Genomic DNA, 17,718 nt, shown 5'->3' on the forward strand with positions numbered 1-17,718 from the left:
CATCCCATGATTCTATGATGGTTCAATGTCCGACGATGAAATCCAGACCATGAACCGGCCCCAGGCCGCACGCACGGCACCCCCGCAGCCCCTCGCCGTCCCCGTCACCCCGCAGCCGGTATGGCTCGGCCCCGTGCTCATCGTCGGAATCGTGCTGGCCGCCCTCAACCTGCGACCCGCCATCACCAGCCTCGGAGCCCTCTTCGAGGAGACCCGCACGGGCCTCGGCATGAGCGGCACCGTCGCCGGACTCGTCACCTCCGTCCCCGCCCTCTGCTTCGCAGTCTTCGGCGTCACCGCCCCCCGGCTCTCCCGCCGCTTCGGCCCCGCCGCCGTGGTCTGCGCCGGCATGGTCGCCGTCGCCGCCGGACTGCTGATCCGGCCCTTCGCGACCAACGCCGCCGGATTCCTCGCCGCCAGCGCCCTGTCCCTGGCCGGCATAGCCCTGACGAACGTGCTGCTCCCGGTGATCGTCAAGCGCTGGTTCCCGGACCGGGTCGGCACAATGACCGGCCTCTACTCCATGGCCCTGGCCGCCGGCACCTCCCTCGCCGCCGCCGCGACCGTCCCGCTGACCTCCGCCCTCGGCGGCAGCTGGCGCGCCGGCCTGCTGATCTGGGCCGCCCTCGCGGTGGCCGCCGTGCTGCCCTGGCTGCCCATCGCCGTCGCCGGCCGCCGCGACGAGGCCGCCGCACCCGCCGGCGCGAGCCGCGACGCCGGCCCGCGCGTGGCCCGCAGCCGCACCGCCTGGGCCCTGGGCTGCTACTTCGGCCTCCAGGCCACCGGGGCGTACGTCACCATGGGCTGGCTCCCGCAGATCTTCCGCGACGCGGGGGTCTCCGCCGGGACCGCCGGCGTCCTGCTCGCCGTCACCATGGTCATGGGCGTCCCGCTGGCCTTCGTCATCCCGAACCTCGCCGGCCGGATGAGGAACCAGGGCGCCATCGCCGTGGTCCTCGGCCTCTTCGGTTTCCTCGGCTACGCCGGTCTCTGGCTGGCGCCCGCCGCCGGAGCCTGGGCCTGGGCCCTCCTGCTCGGCGTCTCCAACTGCGCCTTCCCGCTCGTCATCACCATGATCGGACTGCGCGCCAAGTCCCCCGCGGGCGTCGTCAAGCTGTCCGCCTTCGCGCAGAGCACCGGCTACCTCATCTCCATCCCCGGCCCGCTCCTCATCGGCACCCTCTACCAGCACAGCGGCGGCTGGAACCTGCCCCTCGCCCTCATGGCCGCGCTGCTCGTCCCGCAGATCGCGCTCGGCGTCCTCGCCGGCCGGGACCGCACGATCGAGGACGAATGCGGCATGCGAGACTGAACGACATGTCGCCCGTACTCGAACCGAACCCGCAGAACGGCCACAAGAAGCTCGGCATCGTGCTGGGCGCGATGCTGCTCGTGACCGTCGTCATCGCCGTCATCGCGACGATCGCCTCCCCCTCCTGACGACGCGCCCCCGAGGGTCGGTGGGGATAACCCCACCAACCCCTAGGGGGCCAGGCTCAGGGATAACCGGGGTGTGCCCCCGATGGGAACCGCTGCCTCGAATCCATAGATTCGAAGCAGCGAGCCAGTCCCACCCGCACACCACCGGAGGCGGCCATGTCGGCCCCCACGCACGCCCCGCCCCTCGCCGTACCGTCCGGCCGCCGACGCACCGCCGGCAGCGGAGCCGACGCCCGCCTGCACTGGTGGGCGCTGGCCCTGCCCGCGCTCGCCTTCGGCCTCCTGCTGCTCCTCCTTGCCGGAGCCGGAGCCGGGGCCGGAGCCGGCGAGGCCCACGCCGCCCCGGACGAGAACTCCTCGCTGGTCCAGGTCACCGAACAGCTGCTGCGCGCCGTCGGCTGACCCGCGTACGCCGGAGCACGCTCCACCCCGAACCCGGGCCCTTCAACACCCTGCGCCCCGTGGCTCGTTTCATGCGAAGCTGGGAGTCATGAGCGCCGACACATCCCGCAGGATCGTCCTCCTCCGGCACGCCAAGGCCGAATGGTCGGACGGATCGGACCACGAGCGGCCCCTGGCCGAACGCGGTCGTCACGACGCCCCGGCCGCCGGCCGGAAGCTGGCCCAGACCGGCATCGCCTTCGACCTGGCCCTCTGCTCCACCGCGGCCCGGACCCGCGAGACGTGGAAGCTGGCCGTCCAGGAACTGCCGCACCGGCCGAAGACCACGTACGAGGAGCGCCTCTACGAGGCCTCCCCGGGCGAGCTCATCGCCCTGCTGAACGAGACCGCCGACGACGTGGCCGACCTCCTCGTCATCGGCCACAACCCGGGCATGCACGCCCTCGCGGACGCCCTCTCCGGCAGTGCCGAGGGAGACGCGCTCTCCCGCATGCACCGCAGCGCCTTCCCGACCTCCGCCCTCGCCGTGGTCTCCTTCACCGGCTCCTGGAAGTCCGTGGAGCACGGCGTCGGCACGCTGCTGGACTACTGGACCCCCCACAGCTGACCCCCACAGCTGACCCCCGCGGCCGCCTGCCGGTCAGGGCGGCTCACCTCCTTACGTGCGAACGGGACCCGGCGCCATCGAGGCGCCGGGTCCCGTTCGCACGTAAGGAGGGCTAGGCGAGGTCGGCGGCCTCGACCTCTTCCCGGGTGATGCCCAGCAGGTACAGCACCGCGTCCAGGAACGGCACGTTCACCGCGGTGTGCGCGGCCTCGCGGACCACCGGCTTGGCGTTGAAGGCCACGCCCAGCCCGGCCGCGTTCAACATGTCCAGGTCGTTGGCGCCGTCGCCGATCGCGACGGTCTGGGCCAGCGGCACGCCGGCCTCCGCGGCGAAGCGGCGCAGCAGCCGGGCCTTGCCCGCCCGGTCCACGATCTCGCCGACGACCCGGCCCGTCAGCTTCCCGTCGACGATCTCCAGCGTGTTGGCGGCCGCGAAGTCCAGCCCGAGCCGCTCCCGCAGGTCGTCCGTGACCTGGGTGAACCCACCGGACACCACACCCACCTGGTAGCCCAGCCGCTTCAGGGTGCGGATCAGGGTCCGGGCGCCGGACGTCAGCCGCACCTCCGCGCGCACCTTGTCCACCACGGAGGCGTCCAGCCCCGCCAGCAACGCGACGCGCGCGTGCAACGACTGCTCGAAGTCCAGCTCGCCGCGCATGGCCTGCTCGGTCACCGCCGCCACCTCGGCCTCGCAGCCCGCGTGCGCGGCGAAGAGCTCGATGACCTCGTCCTGGATCAGGGTCGAGTCCACGTCCATGACCACCAGGCGCTGGGCCCGGCGGTGCAGTCCGGCCGAGACCACGGCCACGTCGACGCCGATCCGGGCGGCGGCCGTGGCCAGCGCAGTGCGCAGCGGCTCCGTCTCGACACCGGACACGGCGAACTCCACCGCCGTCACCGGGTACTTGGCGAGCCGGAAGATGCGGTCGATGTTGCCGCCGGTCGCGGTGATCCTGGCCGCTATGGTCGCCGTGGACTCGGCGGTGAGCGGGTGCCCGAGCACCGTGACGTGGGAACGACCACTGCCGCGCGGCCGGTTGTCGCCGGTGCCCGAGAGGATCTCGGCCTGCATCCTCAGCGACTCGGCCCAACTGTGGACGGTGGCCCGCAGCTCGCCCTCGGCGGCGCCGGACGGCTGGGTGACGAGGGCGCACAGGACGATGCGGCCACGGGTGACGACCTGCTCGATGTCGACGACGTCGACGGAGTAGGCGGCGAGGGTGTCGAACAGCCCGGCGGTGATCCCGGGACGGTCCTTGCCGAAGATCTTGACGAGGAGGGTGGGGACGTCGGAGGTCTGCGATGCGCTCATGGTGACCTCACCGTATCTTCCCCGCCCCGGGAGCAGGACCCCCGTCCCACCCTGCGGGCGCCCGAAACCCCGGTACGGCGCTCCCGTGGGGCGGCGCGGGGGTGAAAGGTGCCGGTCCGGGGGGTGGCGGGCGAGTGAAGGCCACCTCCTGACCGCCCCGCCCACGCTCCCGTGGCCCCGCCCACCCGGCGCGGCGCCCACGCCGGACGCAGGCGACCCGGACGCGCGCGACCCGAACCCACTCGGCCCGGACGCGCGTGCGAACCGCGGGGCGAGAAGTCCCGTATCGCACTCTCCGGGTGCCTTTCCACCCCGCCGACGGGCGCTCGCGGGCACCCCGGGACGGCCCCGATTCCACATGTGGGCGCAGGCCTGAAATAGTTCCCACGGATGTTCGCCATCCCTAGACTCCCTGACGTCGGACTCCCTGACGCCAGGGGGATTCTCGGGGGACTTAAGTGGGGCTGGAGTGCCGGAACTCGTACTGGAATTGAATGGAAGGACCTGGACGCTCGATCCGTCCAGGTCGTACTCGCTGGGGCGCGATCCCCAGGGAGACGTCGTGATCGATGACGCCCGCGTGTCGTGGCGGCACGCCACCATCAGCTGGAACGGCCGTGGTTGGGGGATCGAGGACCACGGCAGCACCAACGGCACGTACGTGCACGGGGCCAGGGTCCAGCAGGCCGAACTCGTGCCCGGTACGCCGGTGCACCTCGGCAACGCCACCGACGGACCGCGGCTGAATCCGAGCGCCGCCGCCGCGCCGCAGCCCGTCGCCCACCAGGCCCCGGCCCACCAGGCCCCGGCCTACCAGGGCCAGGCCGCCGGGTACGAGGCGCCGGCCCGGCAGCAGCCGCAGCAGGAGGCCTGGCAGCAGCAGCCGGCGCAGCAGCAGGCCCAGCCGCAGTTCCCGCAGCAGCACATCCCCCCGCAGCAGGGCGACGTGAGCCCCGCGCAGGGGGCGGGTGCCGGCCACGGCGACCGCAGCCCGACGACGTTCCACCAGCTCTCGCTGGGTCACGTCATGCGGATCGGTCGCGCGCTGGAGAACGAACTGGTCGTCTCCGACCTCCAGGTCTCCCGCAACCACGCCGAGTTCCGCTCCATGCCCGGCGGCCGGTTCGAGATCCGCGACCTCGGCAGCCACAACGGCACCTACGTCAACGGTCAGCCCCTCGCCAAGTCCGGCACGGCGGTGCTCGGCCCGAACGACATCGTGGGCGTCGGCCACTCGACGTTCCGGATCATCGGCGACCGGCTCGAAGAGTTCGTCGACACCGGTGAGGTCTCCTTCTCCGCCCGCCACCTCACGGTGACCGTCGACGGAGGCAAGCAGATCCTCAAGGACGTCACCTTCGGCGTCCCGGAGAAGTCGCTGATCGGCGTCATCGGCCCGTCCGGCTCCGGCAAGTCCACCCTCCTCAAGGCGCTGACCGGCTACCGGCCCGCCAACGAGGGCGACGTCCTCTACGACAACCGCAACCTGTACAAGCAGTTCGCGGAACTCCGCCAGCGCATCGGCCTGGTCCCGCAGGACGACATCCTGCACAAGGAGCTGCGCGTCCGCACGGCTCTGAAGTACGCGGCCAAGCTCCGCTTCCCCGGCGACACCGCCGAGTCCGAGCGCGCCGCCCGCGTCGACGAGGTGCTGCGCGAGCTCAAGCTCGACATCCACAAGGACAAGAAGATCACCGCGCTCTCGGGCGGCCAGCGCAAGCGCGTGTCCGTGGCCCTGGAGCTGCTCACCAAGCCGTCGCTGATCTTCCTGGACGAGCCGACCTCCGGCCTCGACCCGGGCATGGACCGCGACGTCATGCAGCTGCTGCGCGGCCTCGCCGACGACGGCCGCACGGTCCTCGTCGTCACCCACTCGGTCGCCGAGCTGGCCATCTGCGACAAGCTGCTGGTCATGGCCCCCGGTGGCTCGGTCGCGTACTTCGGCCCGCCGGACGAGGCGCTGAACTTCTTCGGCTACACCACGTGGGCGGACGTCTTCTCGGCCTTCGAGAACTACCGCGAGTACGACTGGGCCGGCCGCTGGAAGGGCTCGCAGCACTACCAGCTGTACGCCGCCGACATCGACGCGGTCGCCCCGCAGTCGGTCGCGATGCCGCCCGCGCAGCAGATGCGCCCGCCGAAGCCGCAGGGCTGGGGCTCCCAGCTGTGGACGCTGATCCGCCGCTACGTCTCGGTGATCGCCTCCGACAAGGGCTTCATCGGCCTGATGCTGATCCTGCCCGCGGTCCTGGGCGTGGTCTCCACGGTCATCCCCGCGAAGTTCGGCCTGGCGCCCCCCGTGGCCCCGTCCCGCTTCAACGGCGACGCCGGCACGATCATGCTGATCCTGGCGGTCGGCATGTGCTTCTCCGGCGCGGCAAACTCGGTCCGCGAGCTGATCAAGGAACGCGTCATCTACGAGCGTGAGCGCGCGACCGGGCTGTCCCGGTCGGCGTACCTCATGTCGAAGGTGATCGTCCTCGGCGTCATCACGGCCATCCAGGGCGTGATCATCTGCGGGATCGGCTTCTACCCGCGCGACCTGCCCACCGAGGGCCTGCTCATGCCGCCGGCCGTCGAGATCTGCCTGTCGGTCATCGCGCTCGGCTTCACCTCGATGATGTTCGGCCTGGTGATCTCCTCGCTGGTGAAGACCGCCGAGAAGACCATGCCGCTGCTGGTGATGTTCGCGATCGTCCAGGTCGTCTTCACCGGCATCCTCTTCCAGGTGTACGACTCCCCGGGCCTGGAGCAGTTCGCCTGGCTGATGCCGTCCCGCTGGGCCATCGCCGCCGCCGGCACCACGCTGAACCTCGGCGTGCTCATGCCTCCGTGGGACGCCGACAACCCGACCAACACCGACCCGCTCTGGGACGCCACGGTCGGCCAGTGGAGCCTGAACATCACGGTGCTGCTGCTCCTCGGCATCGCCTGCGGCTTCGCGGTCCAGCGCCTGCTGCGCCGCCACGAGCCGGAGGTCATGCGCGCCGGCAAGTGACCGGTCCGCGCGGCCGTACGCACGAACGCCTCAGGGCGGCACCCGGAAGTCCGGGGGCCGCCCTGAGGCGCATGGGGGTGCGGTGCGTCGAAGGGCCTAGTAGGCGCTGTTGACGTTGTCCATGGAGCCGTAACGGTCGGCCGCGTAGTTGCAGGCGGCGACGATGTTGGCGACCGGGTCGTACTGGTCGAACTTTGTGCCCTTGACGTGGTACGCCTTGAAGGTCGGGGCGATGACCTGGAGCAGGCCCTTGCTGGGAATGCCGTTCTGGGCGTTGATGTCCCAGTTGTTGATCGCCAGCGGGTTGCCGCTGGACTCGCGCATCACGTTCTTGTGGATGCCGGCGTAGGTGCCCGGGATCCCCTCGCGCTTCATGATGTGCAGCGCTTCCTTGATCCAACCGTCCAGGTTGTTCGCGAAGACGGGGGTGCGGGTCGCGGAACGGCTCGCCGCCGTCTTCGCGGCGCGCGCCTTCGCCTGCGCGGCGGCCTTGGCCTTGTTGTCGGCGTCGGCCTTGGCCTTGGCCTTGGCGACCGCGGCCTGGGTGGCCGCGTTGATGGCCTTCTGGTCGGCGATGGCCTTCTGCGTGCCGAGGTGCGCCTGCACGGTCTTCGTCTGGGCGCCGTTCACGGCCTTCGTCCACGCCACGGGGGCGGCGGAGATGGTCGTCGTCTCGCTCGACTCGGCGCCGTTGGCCGGGACGAGGGAGAAGACGAGGGCGGCGGCGCCGAATCCGGCGATGCCTGCGAAGGAGAGCTTCTGGGCCTTGGTCAGACGACGACTGTGGCCGGGGGTGCTGGTCTCGGTCATGCGTGTGCAACCTCTTCGAATAGCGGGAGCCGCAGGAAAGCGCCGGGTGGATCCGAGATCCTCGGCGCTGTGCGACGTCGACATTCTTAGCGGTGGCAAAAACGCCTGGCAAAGGTGTGACGTACGAAGCCGCTTAGTGGATCAGGACCCCCGGTTGCGGCCCGCATTCGGGCATCGACTCTACGCGCAGCAGTGCTGACAGGGTCTTTATGTGTCCACTAGGCTTCTTCGTAAGTGACGTGGGTCCTATGCCCGGGCTCACATCGACCCCGTGGCGTTCTCACCCAGAGTTGCAGCAGCAATGCAATCGGTGAGGTTTATCCGCCTGAAGGCAGAGAAGAGCCCCCCGGCCGTCATCCCCAAGGCGGAGAGACCCTCCGCCCTCTCCTCCCTCGGCCGTGTGCCCGAGGCCCCCGGACCTACGCCCGAGGTCCGATCCCGCAGGTCAGGCCCGCCGGTACGGTGAGGCCATGCACAAGGGACCCCGCACCGGGCTGGCCGCCGTCAGTACGGCCCTGCTGGCCATGAGCCGCCGACTGGAGGTCCAGGACGTCCTGCGCACGATCGTCGTCTCGGCCCGCGAACTCCTCGGCGCCGAGTACGCCGCCCTGGGCGTCCCGGACGACCACGGCGGCTTCGCACAGTTCGTCGTGGACGGCATCACCGAGGAACAGTGGCGCCGCATCGGCCCCCTGCCCCGCCAGCACGGCATCCTCGCCGCGATGCTCCACCAGGACGGCCCCGAGCGACTGGCCGACGTACGCGAGGACCCGCGCTTCGGCGGCTGGCCCGCCGCCCACCCCGAGATGTCGGACTTCCTCGGCATGCCGGTCCGCGACGGCGAGGAGACCCTCGGCGCCCTCTTCCTCGCGAACAAGCACGGCACCCCCTCGGACGCCCCCGGCGACGGCCGCGGCTTCACCGACGAGGACGAGGAACTCCTCTCCCTCCTGGCCCAGCACGCCGCGATAGCCCTCACCAACGCACGCCTCTACGAGCGCAGCCGCGAGCTCACCATCGCCGAGGAGCGCTCCCGCCTCGCCCACGAACTGCACGACGCCGTGAGCCAGAAGCTGTTCTCCCTGCGACTCACCGCCCAGGCCGCCTCCGCCCTCGTCGACCGCGACCCCGCCCGCGCCAAGGGCGAACTCCAGCAGGTGGCCCTCCTCGCCGCCGAGGCCGCCGACGAACTGCGGGCCGCCGTGACCGAGCTGCGCCCCGCCGCCCTGGACGAGGACGGACTCGTCGCGACCCTGCGCGACCACGTCCGCGTCCTGGACCGGGCCCACACCGCACACGTCACGTTCACCTGTGACGGCGTACGGGCCCTCCCCGCGACCCAGGAGGAAGCCGTCCTGCGCGTCGCCCAGGAGGCCCTCCACAACGCCCTGCGCCACTCCGGAGCCGAAACCGTCGAGGTCACCCTGCACCGCCGGGGCGCCGGAGCACTCCTGTCCGTACGGGACGACGGCCGCGGCTTCTCCCCTCCCACGGTCCGCAAGGCGGGCCGCCACCTCGGCCTCGTCTCCATGCGCGACCGCGCGAGCGGCGTCGGAGGCCGGCTGGAGGTGCACTCGGAGCCCGCACGGGGCACCACGATCGAGATGGAGGTCCCCGGTGGCTGACACCCGGATCCGCGTCCTGCTGGTGGACGACCACCAGGTGGTCCGGCGCGGACTGCGCACCTTCCTGGAGGTCCAGGAGGACATCGAGGTGGTCGGCGAGGCCGCCGACGGCGAGGAGGGCATCGCCCGCGCCGAGGAACTGCGCCCCGACGTGATCCTGATGGACGTCAAGATGCCCGTCACCGACGGCATCGAGGCCCTGCGACGACTGCGCGAGGCGGCGAACCCGGCCCGCGTGCTGATCGTCACCAGCTTCACCGAGCAGCGCACCGTGGTCCCCGCCCTGCGCGCGGGCGCGGCCGGCTACGTCTACAAGGACATCGACCCCGAAGCCCTCGCCGGCGCCATCCGCTCCGTCCACGCGGGCCACGTCCTCCTCCAGCCGGAGGTGGCGCAGGCCCTGCTCGCCCAGGAGGGCCAGGGAGCCGCGTCGAGCCGCCCCGGCTCGCTGACCGACCGGGAACGGGAAGTGCTCTCCCTCATCGCGGACGGCAGATCCAATCGGGAGATCGCCCGCGCGCTGGTCCTGTCGGAGAAGACGGTCAAGACCCACGTCTCGAACATCCTGATGAAACTGGACCTGTCCGATCGGACCCAGGCGGCGTTGTGGGCGGTCAGGCACGGAATCGTGGACGTCCGGCATTGATGTGAGATTCATACGGTCGGGTGTATGTAGCCCACATGGCGTATCCCGGGCACGGGACGACCGTTCTCCTCCACGTGTCGGGGCGGCAGGCCGCGGCAGACGTACTGGAGGACGAGAACGTGAAGAACATCAAGAAGGCCGCAGCCGTCACCATGATCGCGGGCGGCCTGATCGCCGCCGGCGCCGGTGTCTCCTCGGCGCACGGCGGTGCGTCCGCGGAGGGCGAGGCCCTGAACTCGCCCGGCGTGGCCTCGGGGAACCAGCTCCAGGTCCCCGTGCACGTCCCCGTCAACCTCGTCGGCAACTCGGTCACCGTGATCGGCCTGCTGAACGGCGCCTTCGGCAACACGGGCCTCAACCACTGAAGCCCTCCCCACCGGCCCCGCTTCCCCCACCTCTCCCCGGGAAGCGGGGCCGTGCCATGTCCACCCCGCCGAGCCAGAGCCCTGCGGGGTGGCCCCGGGGGGTCAGCCCCGCTCCCGCTCCTCCACGGCCGCGTTGTACGCCGCGACCAGCGCCCGCCGTGCCACCCGCTCCACCGGCCGCAGGGCCTCGGCCCGCGCCGCCATCTCCGAGGCGGCCACCGCACCCCCGTGCCCGTTCTCGTACGCCAGCGACACCATCAGGTCCACCCGCTGGGCCATCGACAGCACCCGCACCGCCCGCGGCGGATACCCCGGCGCCAGCACCTCCCGCCCGGCCTCGGCCCGCGCCCGGTACGCCGACAGGGCCGCGTCCGCCACCGGCCCCGACCCCGCCACGTCCAACCGGGTCAGCACCACCGTGGCCTCGCGCAACGCCTCGGCCAGTTCCCGTTCCGCCTCGCCGAGCGACGGCACGTCCGCCGGCGGGGCCTCCCGCACCGGCAGCACGTGCCACACCACCTCCACGTGCACGTCCCCGGCCGGCCCGGCCTCGATCACCTCCGGCACCAGCCCCAATGCCGCGCCGACGGCGACGACGGCCTCCTCCGCGTCCAACGCCCGCGCGTTGAACTCGGGCGGACCGCTCAACCCCAACGGATGGCCCGGAGCCGGCAGCGCGACCCGCAACCCGGACACCCCCAGCTTCCGCATCCGGCCCAGCGCCAGCGTGAGCCCGACCGGCCCCGATTCCCCCGGCAGCCCCGCCACCCGGTGCACGGCGTCCTCGCCCACGATCGACAACACGGCCTCGTCGGGCGAGACCAGACCGGCCAGCAACGCGTTCCCCCAGGCGGCCAACCGCCCTGAACGTGGTTCGAAAAGCATCCCCCCACTTTACGGATCGGTGCGGGGAACCGGCCTGGCGCCCGGAGGCCTCGTCGAGTGGCGTAGGTTTTCCCCTGGGGCTGCGCCTACCGGTGCACTGACGATCCGAAGACTGCAAGGGGTGACAACACGCTCATGAGCGATGTTCTGGAGCTGGTGGACGTATCCGTGGTCCGCGAGGGCCGGGCGCTGGTGGACCAGGTCTCCTGGTCGGTGAAGGAGGGGGAGCGCTGGGTGATCCTCGGCCCCAACGGCGCCGGGAAGACCACCCTGCTCAACGTCGCCTCCAGCTACCTCTTCCCCACCAAGGGCGAGGCCACCATCCTCGGCAGCACCCTCGGCAAGGTGAACGTCTTCGACCTGCGCCCCCGCATCGGTGTCGCCGGTATTGCGATGGCCGACAAGCTCCCCAAGCGGCAGACCGTCCTGGAGACCGTCCTCACCGCCGCCTACGGGATGACGGCGACATGGCAGGAGGAGTACGAGGACATCGACGAGCAGCGCGCCCGCGCGTTCCTCGACCGCCTCGGCATGACGGACTACCTCGACCGGAAGTTCGGCACCCTCTCCGAGGGCGAGCGCAAGCGCACCCTGATCGCCCGCGCCCTGATGACCGACCCCGAGCTGCTGCTCCTCGACGAGCCCGCCGCGGGCCTGGACCTCGGCGGCCGAGAGGACCTCGTACGCCGCCTCGGCCGGCTCGCCCGCGACCCGCTCGCACCCTCCATGATCATGGTCACGCACCATGTCGAGGAGATCGCCCCCGGCTTCACGCACGTCCTGATGATCCGTCAGGGCAAGGTCGTCACCGCCGGTCCCATCGACCTGGAGCTGACCTCCCGCAACCTCTCGCTCTGCTTCGGCCTCCCGCTGATCGTCGAGCGCAACGAGGACGACCGCTGGGCCGCCCGCGGTCTGCCCCTGCGCTAGTCCCTGTCGTCAAAGCCCCGCCCCGTGCGGGGCTTTGACCGCACGGACCCGGCGTCGGACCGGATCGGCGGGCACGGCCCGCACCCTGTCCCGACCGTGCCCCGCGGACCTACCATGACCATGTGACCGACATCGACGCATGGGTGTGGTGGCTGATCGGCGCGGTCGGACTGGGCATCCCCCTCGTCCTGACCGCGATGCCCGAGTTCGGCATGTTCGCGGTCGGCGCCGTGGCCGCCGCCGTCACGGCGGCGCTCGGCGGGGGAGTGGTGGCCCAGGTCCTGGTCTTCGTGATCGTCTCGGTGGCCCTGATCGCCGTCGTCCGCCCCCTCGCCAACCGCCACCAGCGACCCCAACACCGCACGGGCATCGACGCGTTGAAGGGCAGAAGTGCCGTCGTCCTCGAACGCGTCGACGGCGCCGGCGGCCGGATCAAGCTCGCCGGCGAGATCTGGTCCGCCCGCGCCCTCGACACGGACGTCAGCTACGAACCCGGCCAGTCCGTGGACGTCGTGGACATCGACGGGGCAACAGCGGTCGTCATGTGACGTGATGTGACCTGATGTGAGCCAAGCAGCCGACTCGCGGCCCCGAGGTCTGCGAGACTCGCGATCAACGGGGCAGCACAGACAGCCGGAAGGGCACGGGGAACCGCATGCAACCGATCATCATCGTCCTGATCATTCTCGTGGTTCTGGTCTTCATCGCACTGGTCAAGACGATCCAGGTGATCCCGCAGGCCAGCGCCGCCATCGTCGAGCGATTCGGCCGCTACACCCGCACCCTCAACGCGGGCCTGAACATCGTCGTCCCGTTCATCGACTCGATCCGCAACCGGATCGACCTGCGTGAACAGGTCGTCCCCTTCCCGCCGCAGCCGGTCATCACCCAGGACAACCTGGTCGTCAACATCGACACCGTCATCTACTACCAGGTGACCGACGCCCGCGCCGCCACGTACGAAGTGGCCAGCTACATCCAGGCCATCGAGCAACTCACCGTCACCACGCTGCGCAACATCATCGGCGGCATGGACCTCGAACGCACCCTCACCTCCCGCGAGGAGATCAACGCCGCCCTGCGCGGAGTCCTCGACGAGGCCACCGGCAAGTGGGGCATCCGCGTCAACCGCGTCGAGCTGAAGGCCATCGAGCCGCCGACCTCCATCCAGGACTCGATGGAGAAGCAGATGCGCGCCGACCGCGACAAGCGCGCCGCGATCCTCCAGGCCGAAGGTGTCCGACAGTCCGAGATCCTGCGCGCCGAGGGCGAGAAGCAGTCCTCGATCCTGCGCGCCGAAGGTGACGCCAAGGCCGCCGCCCTGCGCGCCGAGGGCGAGGCCCAGGCCATCCGCACGGTCTTCGAGTCCATCCACGCCGGCGACGCCGACCAGAAGCTCCTCGCCTACCAGTACCTCCAGATGCTCCCGAAGATCGCCGAAGGCGACGCCAACAAGCTCTGGATCGTGCCGAGCGAGATCGGCGACGCCCTCAAGGGCCTCTCCGGCGCCATGGGCAACTTCGGCCCCATGGGCGGAGGTTCCGGCTTCAACCCGCAGAACTCCGGCAAGGAAGGCGCCGGCACCGGCGACACCGTCCCGCCCTCCCGCCGCGAACAGCCCCCCATCGACTGACGCTCCCTTCCCCTCCTGCATGATCGGACCGGCCCCTCGACCTTCATGGCGGGGAGGCGACCCACTCATGCAAAGGGGATGGCGCGGTCCATGTCCATCTGGGAATCACTCGCGGTCTTCGCCGCCGGCATCGGCGCCGGCACGATCAACACCATCGTCGGCTCCGGCACCCTCATCACCTTCCCGGTGCTGCTCGCCACCGGCCTGTCCCCGGTCACCGCCAACGTGTCCAACACGCTCGGCCTGGTGCCCGGGTCCATCAGCGGAGCCATCGGCTACCGCAAGGAACTCCAGGGCCAACGCGCCCGCATCATGCGGCTCGGCGCCGTCTCCCTCGTCGGCGGGTTCGCGGGCGCCGTCCTGCTCCTCACCCTGCCGTCGGACTCCTTCGACACGATCGTGCCCGTCCTGATCGGGATCGCCCTCGTGCTCGTCGTGCTCCAGCCCCGGCTCGCGGCGGCCCTGCGCAAGCGCCAGGAGGCCTCGGGCGCCGACGCCGGGCATCCCGACGGAGGCCCGGCCCTGCTCTCGGGGATGCTGCTCGCCAGCGCGTACGGAGGCTACTTCGGCGCCGCCCAGGGAGTGCTGTACCTCGGACTCATGGGCCTGCTCCTCCACGAGGACCTGCAACGGATCAACGCCGTCAAGAACGTCCTCGCCGCCCTCGTCAACGGCATCGCGGCCGTCGTCTTCCTCTTCGTCGCCGAGTTCGACTGGACGGCCGTGGTCCTCATCGCCGTCGGCTCCACCATCGGCGGCCAGATCGGCGCCAAGGTCGGCCGCCGACTCCCGCCGACCGCCCTGCGAGCGATCATCGTCGTGGTCGGCATCCTCGCGATCGTCCAGCTGCTGATCCGCTGAGCGACGTATCCCGCATACGTCGCCCAGCGCAGCCGAACAGTCAGCGGTACTAGGCGGAACGCTCAAGCCACTCGGGGAGGGCATTGCGACCGCCCGCCCCCAGCGCCAACAACATCGCGTCCGCCGGCGACGGCACGAACGGCTTCCGGAGGAGCGGCATCCCCGCCTCCTCCGGAGTCCGGGCCGCTTTGCGGTGGTTGTCCTCGGCGCACGAGGCCACCGTGTTCAACCACGTGTCCCCGCCGCCCTGAGCCCGCGGCAGTACGTGGTCCACGGTCGTCGCGCGCCTCCCGCAGTACGCGCACCGGTGCTGGTCCCGGGCCAACACACCCCTCCGTGACCAGGGAGCATGTCTTCGGAAGGGCACCCGGACGTACCTGCACAACCTGATCACCCGGGGCATCGGAAGCTCCATGGTGGCCGCCCGCACACGCAGCTCGGGATGGGACTGTTCGACCACGGCCTTGTCCTGGAGCACCAGGACCACGGCCCTGTTCAACGTCACCGTCGACAGCGGCTCGAAGCTCGCATTCAGCACCAGCGTGTCCCGCATCTCGCCCACCTCCCGTGTGCAGGCCCGCGACCACACCGGCAGCAGAGCCCGCAACCACTCTGGCCGCGCGCGCCACGCGGGACAACGCAATAAAAATGCCCGGTCCTGGCCGTCTTTAGACCAGGACCGGGCAAACAACGGGACAACGATCAGCCGGCGGGCGCCTCGTACTCACCGATCAGCTGCGCGCGACCCAGCGTGTGGAACCGCAGATTGAAGCCGACGACCGCCGGCGAGACGTCCGCGTCCGGCCCGAGCTTCTCCTGATCCACCGCGTACACGGTGAACACGTACCGGTGCCGCTCCCCGGCCGGAGGCTGCGCCCCGCCGAAATCCCGGGTGCCGTAGTCGTTCCGTACGTGCACGGCCCCGTCCGGCAGCCCCTCGAACTTCCCGCTGCCCGCACCCGCCGGCAGCTCGGTGACCGACACCGGAAGATCGAACAGCACCCAGTGCCAGAACCCGCTGCCCGTCGGCGCGTCCGGGTCGAAACACGTCACGGCGAAGCTCTTCGTCCCCTCCGGGAAACCCTCCCACCGCAGGTGCGGCGAGACGTTCCCACCCGTCAGGACCTGCGCGTCACCCAGATCCGCCCCGGGCTCCACATCCCCGCTCACCACGGAGAAGGCGTGCACCTCCGGGTGGAAGGCGTGGGGAAGAGGTGCCCTGCTCTGCTCGACCACTGCTGAACCTCCTGCATCGCGTACGCGTACGTCCCCGAGCCTAGGGGGACCCTAGAGCCAGTTGCGCTGCGAACCGACCGAGGCGATCCACTGGTTCAGGTAGGCCGCCCAGTCGGTGTCCTGGTAGGACTGCAGCCCCACCTGGAAGCAGCGGTACGTGTCACTGCCCTCGGAGAACAGACCCGGCTTCTTGTCCATCTCCAGTACGACGTCCATCTCGCGGCCGTCCGAGACGAAGGTCAGCTCGACCTGGTTCAGCCCCCGGTACTGCGACGGCGGCAGGAACTCGATCTCCTGGTAGAAGGGCAGCGTCTGACGCGTCCCCCGGATGTGCCCGCGCTCCATGTCCGCCGAACGGAAGGAGAAGCCGAGCTGCCGGAAGGCGTCCAGGATCGCCTGCTGCGCCGGCACCGGGTGCACGTTGATCGCGTCCAGGTCACCCGCGTCCACCGCGCGCGCGATCTCCAGCTCGGTGCTGACCCCGATGTTCATCCCGTGCAGGTGCTGACCGCCGAAGTGGGTGATCGGCGTCTCCGCGGGGATCTCCAGCCCGAACGGCACCACGTGCAGCGCGCCGGCCTGCACCTGGACGGCACCCCCGAGGCGCTGCTTGGTGAAGACGATGTCCTGCTTGTACTCCTGGTCACCGCCCTCCACCTCCACCCGCGCCTGGAGACCGACGGACAGACCCTCGATCTGCTGCTCCACGGATCCACCCTGGATCCGGACCTCACCCTGGACGATGCCGCCCGGAACGACGTTCGGCTCGGTGATGATCGTGTCCACCGAGGCACCACCGGCACCCAGGCTCGCGAACAGCTTCCTGAACCCCATGCTCTGACTCCCCTTGACGGCTCTATCGATGTAAAAGCTCTGGTGACTACCTCTACAAACGCGGAACCTTAGGCCCCGGTTGCAGCCGCGCGCGTTCCACTACGCTCGATTGGATGAGCGCGCGCCCCGACCGTACGCCCCTGGCCCGGTCCTTCTTCGACCGCCCGGTCCTCACGGTGGCCCCCGACCTCCTCGGCCGGACCCTCGTCCGCCTGACCCCGGACGGCCCGCTGGAACTACGCATCACGGAAGTCGAGGCGTACGAGGGGGAGGCGGACCCCGGCTCGCACGCCTACCGAGGACGTACGGCCCGCAACGCGTCGATGTTCGGACCGCCCGGACACGCGTACGTCTACTTCATCTACGGAATGTGGTTCAGCCTCAACCTGGTGTGCGGCCCCCCGGGCCACGCGAGCGGGGTCCTGCTGCGGGCAGGCGAGGTGACGGTCGGCGCCGAGCTCGCCCGCACACGTCGACTCTCCGCGAGGAGGGACGGAGAACTGGCCAAGGGCCCGGCTCGCCTGGCCACCGCCCTGGACGTGGACCGTTCCCTGGACGGCACCGACCTCTGCGCCGGCCCCGACTCCCCGTTGTCCCTGCTCACGGGCACCCCCGCCACACCCGACCTGGTGAGCAGCGGCCCCCGCACGGGCGTCGGCGGAGCCGGCGCCGACCATCCCTACCGCTTCTGGGTCACCCACGACCCGACGGTCAGCCCGTACCGCGCCCACGTGCCCCGCCGGCGCTCGACTTGACTCGCCCCCCGGGGACGCCTAACGTAGCCCGAGCCGCTTGAACGGGGTACTGCCTTCGCAGACCCCCAGAGCGGCCAAACCACTCACACGACGACTACCCCTGGCGGGGACGATTTCGGCATGTCCGAATTCGAATCCGACGGCCCGATTATGAGCCCCAAGGGAAAAGCGCTAACGTGGTGGAGCGCCGAAAGGCACAGGCCCCCAACGGCCACCGAATTCAAATCCAAACCGACTGCGACTTTCGAGAAGCAGGGCGCGGAAATGATCTGGTAGAGTTGGAAACGAAGGAAGCGCCCGGAGGGCCTGGAAACAGGAACGAAGGAAGCGTCCGTTCCTTGAGAACTCAACAGCGTGCCAAAAATCAACGCCAAAAGTT

The 17,718-nt window shown here is 70.5% G+C and carries 20 protein-coding genes; 13 read left to right on the top strand and 7 right to left on the bottom strand.

What is annotated here, in order from left to right; genetic code table 11:
- Positions 1 to 25: 25 nt before the first annotated feature.
- The 4 genes from ADK55_RS14190 to ADK55_RS14200 all read left to right on the top strand — a co-directional run bounded on the left by ADK55_RS14190 (position 26) and on the right by ADK55_RS14200 (position 2,449).
- Entirely contained in the window at positions 26 to 1,312 is a 1,287-nt protein-coding gene (locus tag ADK55_RS14190; RefSeq protein ID WP_053678646.1) for a CynX/NimT family MFS transporter, read from the top strand.
- 5 nt (positions 1,313 to 1,317) lie between these two features.
- Entirely contained in the window at positions 1,318 to 1,440 is a 123-nt protein-coding gene (locus ADK55_RS40455) for an SGM_5486 family transporter-associated protein (RefSeq protein ID WP_267887346.1), read from the top strand.
- A 156-nt stretch (positions 1,441 to 1,596) separates the two neighbouring features.
- The gene (locus tag ADK55_RS14195) at positions 1,597 to 1,842 is read left to right on the top strand and encodes a hypothetical protein (RefSeq protein ID WP_053678648.1); all 246 of its coding nucleotides are present in this window, start codon (positions 1,597 to 1,599) and stop codon (positions 1,840 to 1,842) included.
- Between the two features lie 88 nt (positions 1,843 to 1,930).
- Positions 1,931 to 2,449: a SixA phosphatase family protein gene (locus ADK55_RS14200; RefSeq protein WP_053678650.1), complete on the top strand. Its 519-nt coding sequence runs from the start codon at positions 1,931 to 1,933 to the stop codon at positions 2,447 to 2,449.
- Between the two features lie 112 nt (positions 2,450 to 2,561).
- Here the strand turns inward: ADK55_RS14200 and serB are convergent, their stop codons facing one another.
- Positions 2,562 to 3,761 carry a phosphoserine phosphatase SerB gene (gene serB / locus ADK55_RS14205; RefSeq protein WP_053678652.1) on the bottom strand — a complete coding sequence of 400 codons (1,200 nt, stop codon included), beginning with the start codon at positions 3,759 to 3,761 and terminating at the stop codon, positions 2,562 to 2,564.
- 427 nt (positions 3,762 to 4,188) lie between these two features.
- Here serB and ADK55_RS14210 point away from each other — a divergent pair, with 427 nt between their 5' ends.
- Complete coding sequence (locus ADK55_RS14210) at positions 4,189 to 6,759, top strand: FHA domain-containing protein (protein ID WP_420713627.1); 2,571 nt, start codon at positions 4,189 to 4,191, stop codon at positions 6,757 to 6,759.
- 96 nt (positions 6,760 to 6,855) lie between these two features.
- On the opposite strand, the gene ADK55_RS14215 is transcribed toward ADK55_RS14210, so the two are convergent.
- A complete protein-coding gene (locus ADK55_RS14215) occupies positions 6,856 to 7,569 on the bottom strand; it encodes a transglycosylase SLT domain-containing protein (protein ID WP_053678654.1) in 714 nt (237 codons plus the stop codon).
- Positions 7,570 to 8,039: 470 nt separating this feature from the next.
- On the opposite strand from ADK55_RS14215, the gene ADK55_RS14220 reads away from it, so the two are divergent.
- The 3 genes from ADK55_RS14220 (at position 8,040) to ADK55_RS14230 (ending at position 10,205) form a co-directional block, all read left to right on the top strand.
- Positions 8,040 to 9,194: a GAF domain-containing sensor histidine kinase gene (locus ADK55_RS14220; RefSeq protein WP_053678656.1), complete on the top strand. Its 1,155-nt coding sequence runs from the start codon at positions 8,040 to 8,042 to the stop codon at positions 9,192 to 9,194.
- Complete coding sequence (locus ADK55_RS14225; protein ID WP_053678658.1) at positions 9,187 to 9,840, top strand: response regulator; 654 nt, start codon at positions 9,187 to 9,189, stop codon at positions 9,838 to 9,840. Before ADK55_RS14220 ends, ADK55_RS14225 begins: the two co-directional genes overlap by 8 nt.
- Before the next feature lie 119 nt (positions 9,841 to 9,959).
- The gene (locus tag ADK55_RS14230; protein WP_053678690.1) at positions 9,960 to 10,205 is read left to right on the top strand and encodes a chaplin; all 246 of its coding nucleotides are present in this window, start codon (positions 9,960 to 9,962) and stop codon (positions 10,203 to 10,205) included.
- Positions 10,206 to 10,307: 102 nt separating this feature from the next.
- Here the strand turns inward: ADK55_RS14230 and ADK55_RS14235 are convergent, their stop codons facing one another.
- The gene (locus tag ADK55_RS14235; RefSeq protein WP_053678660.1) at positions 10,308 to 11,090 is read right to left on the bottom strand and encodes a hypothetical protein; all 783 of its coding nucleotides are present in this window, start codon (positions 11,088 to 11,090) and stop codon (positions 10,308 to 10,310) included.
- Positions 11,091 to 11,225: 135 nt separating this feature from the next.
- Between ADK55_RS14235 and ADK55_RS14240 the strand changes: the two genes are divergently transcribed.
- The 4 genes from ADK55_RS14240 to ADK55_RS14255 all read left to right on the top strand — a co-directional run bounded on the left by ADK55_RS14240 (position 11,226) and on the right by ADK55_RS14255 (position 14,514).
- Complete coding sequence (locus ADK55_RS14240; RefSeq protein WP_053678662.1) at positions 11,226 to 12,020, top strand: ABC transporter ATP-binding protein; 795 nt, start codon at positions 11,226 to 11,228, stop codon at positions 12,018 to 12,020.
- A gap of 122 nt (positions 12,021 to 12,142) precedes the next feature.
- Positions 12,143 to 12,568 (top strand): NfeD family protein, encoded by a 426-nt coding sequence (locus ADK55_RS14245; RefSeq protein WP_053678664.1) that lies wholly within the window; start codon positions 12,143 to 12,145, stop codon positions 12,566 to 12,568.
- Between the two features lie 107 nt (positions 12,569 to 12,675).
- A complete protein-coding gene (locus ADK55_RS14250) occupies positions 12,676 to 13,653 on the top strand; it encodes an SPFH domain-containing protein (RefSeq protein WP_053678666.1) in 978 nt (325 codons plus the stop codon).
- A 90-nt stretch (positions 13,654 to 13,743) separates the two neighbouring features.
- Positions 13,744 to 14,514 (top strand): sulfite exporter TauE/SafE family protein, encoded by a 771-nt coding sequence (locus tag ADK55_RS14255; RefSeq protein ID WP_053678692.1) that lies wholly within the window; start codon positions 13,744 to 13,746, stop codon positions 14,512 to 14,514.
- Positions 14,515 to 14,563: 49 nt separating this feature from the next.
- Here ADK55_RS14255 and ADK55_RS14260 read toward each other — a convergent pair whose 3' ends face one another.
- From ADK55_RS14260 to ADK55_RS14270, 3 genes are all read right to left on the bottom strand, one after another.
- Positions 14,564 to 15,067, bottom strand: a complete 504-nt coding sequence (locus ADK55_RS14260) for an HNH endonuclease (protein WP_053678668.1) — start codon at positions 15,065 to 15,067, stop codon at positions 14,564 to 14,566.
- 149 nt (positions 15,068 to 15,216) lie between these two features.
- On the bottom strand, positions 15,217 to 15,750 hold the full coding sequence (locus tag ADK55_RS14265) for a YbhB/YbcL family Raf kinase inhibitor-like protein (protein ID WP_053678670.1): 534 nt from the start codon (positions 15,748 to 15,750) through the stop codon (positions 15,217 to 15,219).
- Positions 15,751 to 15,801: 51 nt separating this feature from the next.
- Positions 15,802 to 16,584, bottom strand: a complete 783-nt coding sequence (locus ADK55_RS14270; RefSeq protein WP_053678672.1) for a sporulation protein — start codon at positions 16,582 to 16,584, stop codon at positions 15,802 to 15,804.
- A 113-nt stretch (positions 16,585 to 16,697) separates the two neighbouring features.
- On the opposite strand from ADK55_RS14270, the gene ADK55_RS14275 reads away from it, so the two are divergent.
- Positions 16,698 to 17,339: a DNA-3-methyladenine glycosylase gene (locus ADK55_RS14275; RefSeq protein ID WP_053678674.1), complete on the top strand. Its 642-nt coding sequence runs from the start codon at positions 16,698 to 16,700 to the stop codon at positions 17,337 to 17,339.
- An 83-nt stretch (positions 17,340 to 17,422) separates the two neighbouring features.
- Here ADK55_RS14275 and ADK55_RS39790 read toward each other — a convergent pair.
- Positions 17,423 to 17,718, bottom strand: a 296-nt coding sequence (locus ADK55_RS39790) for a hypothetical protein (protein WP_234350037.1), incomplete at its 5' end; no start/stop codon positions are given.

The sequence above is a fragment of the Streptomyces sp. WM4235 genome (genome assembly GCF_001279725.1).
In the GTDB taxonomy this organism is placed as follows: Bacteria; Actinomycetota; Actinomycetes; order Streptomycetales; family Streptomycetaceae; genus Streptomyces.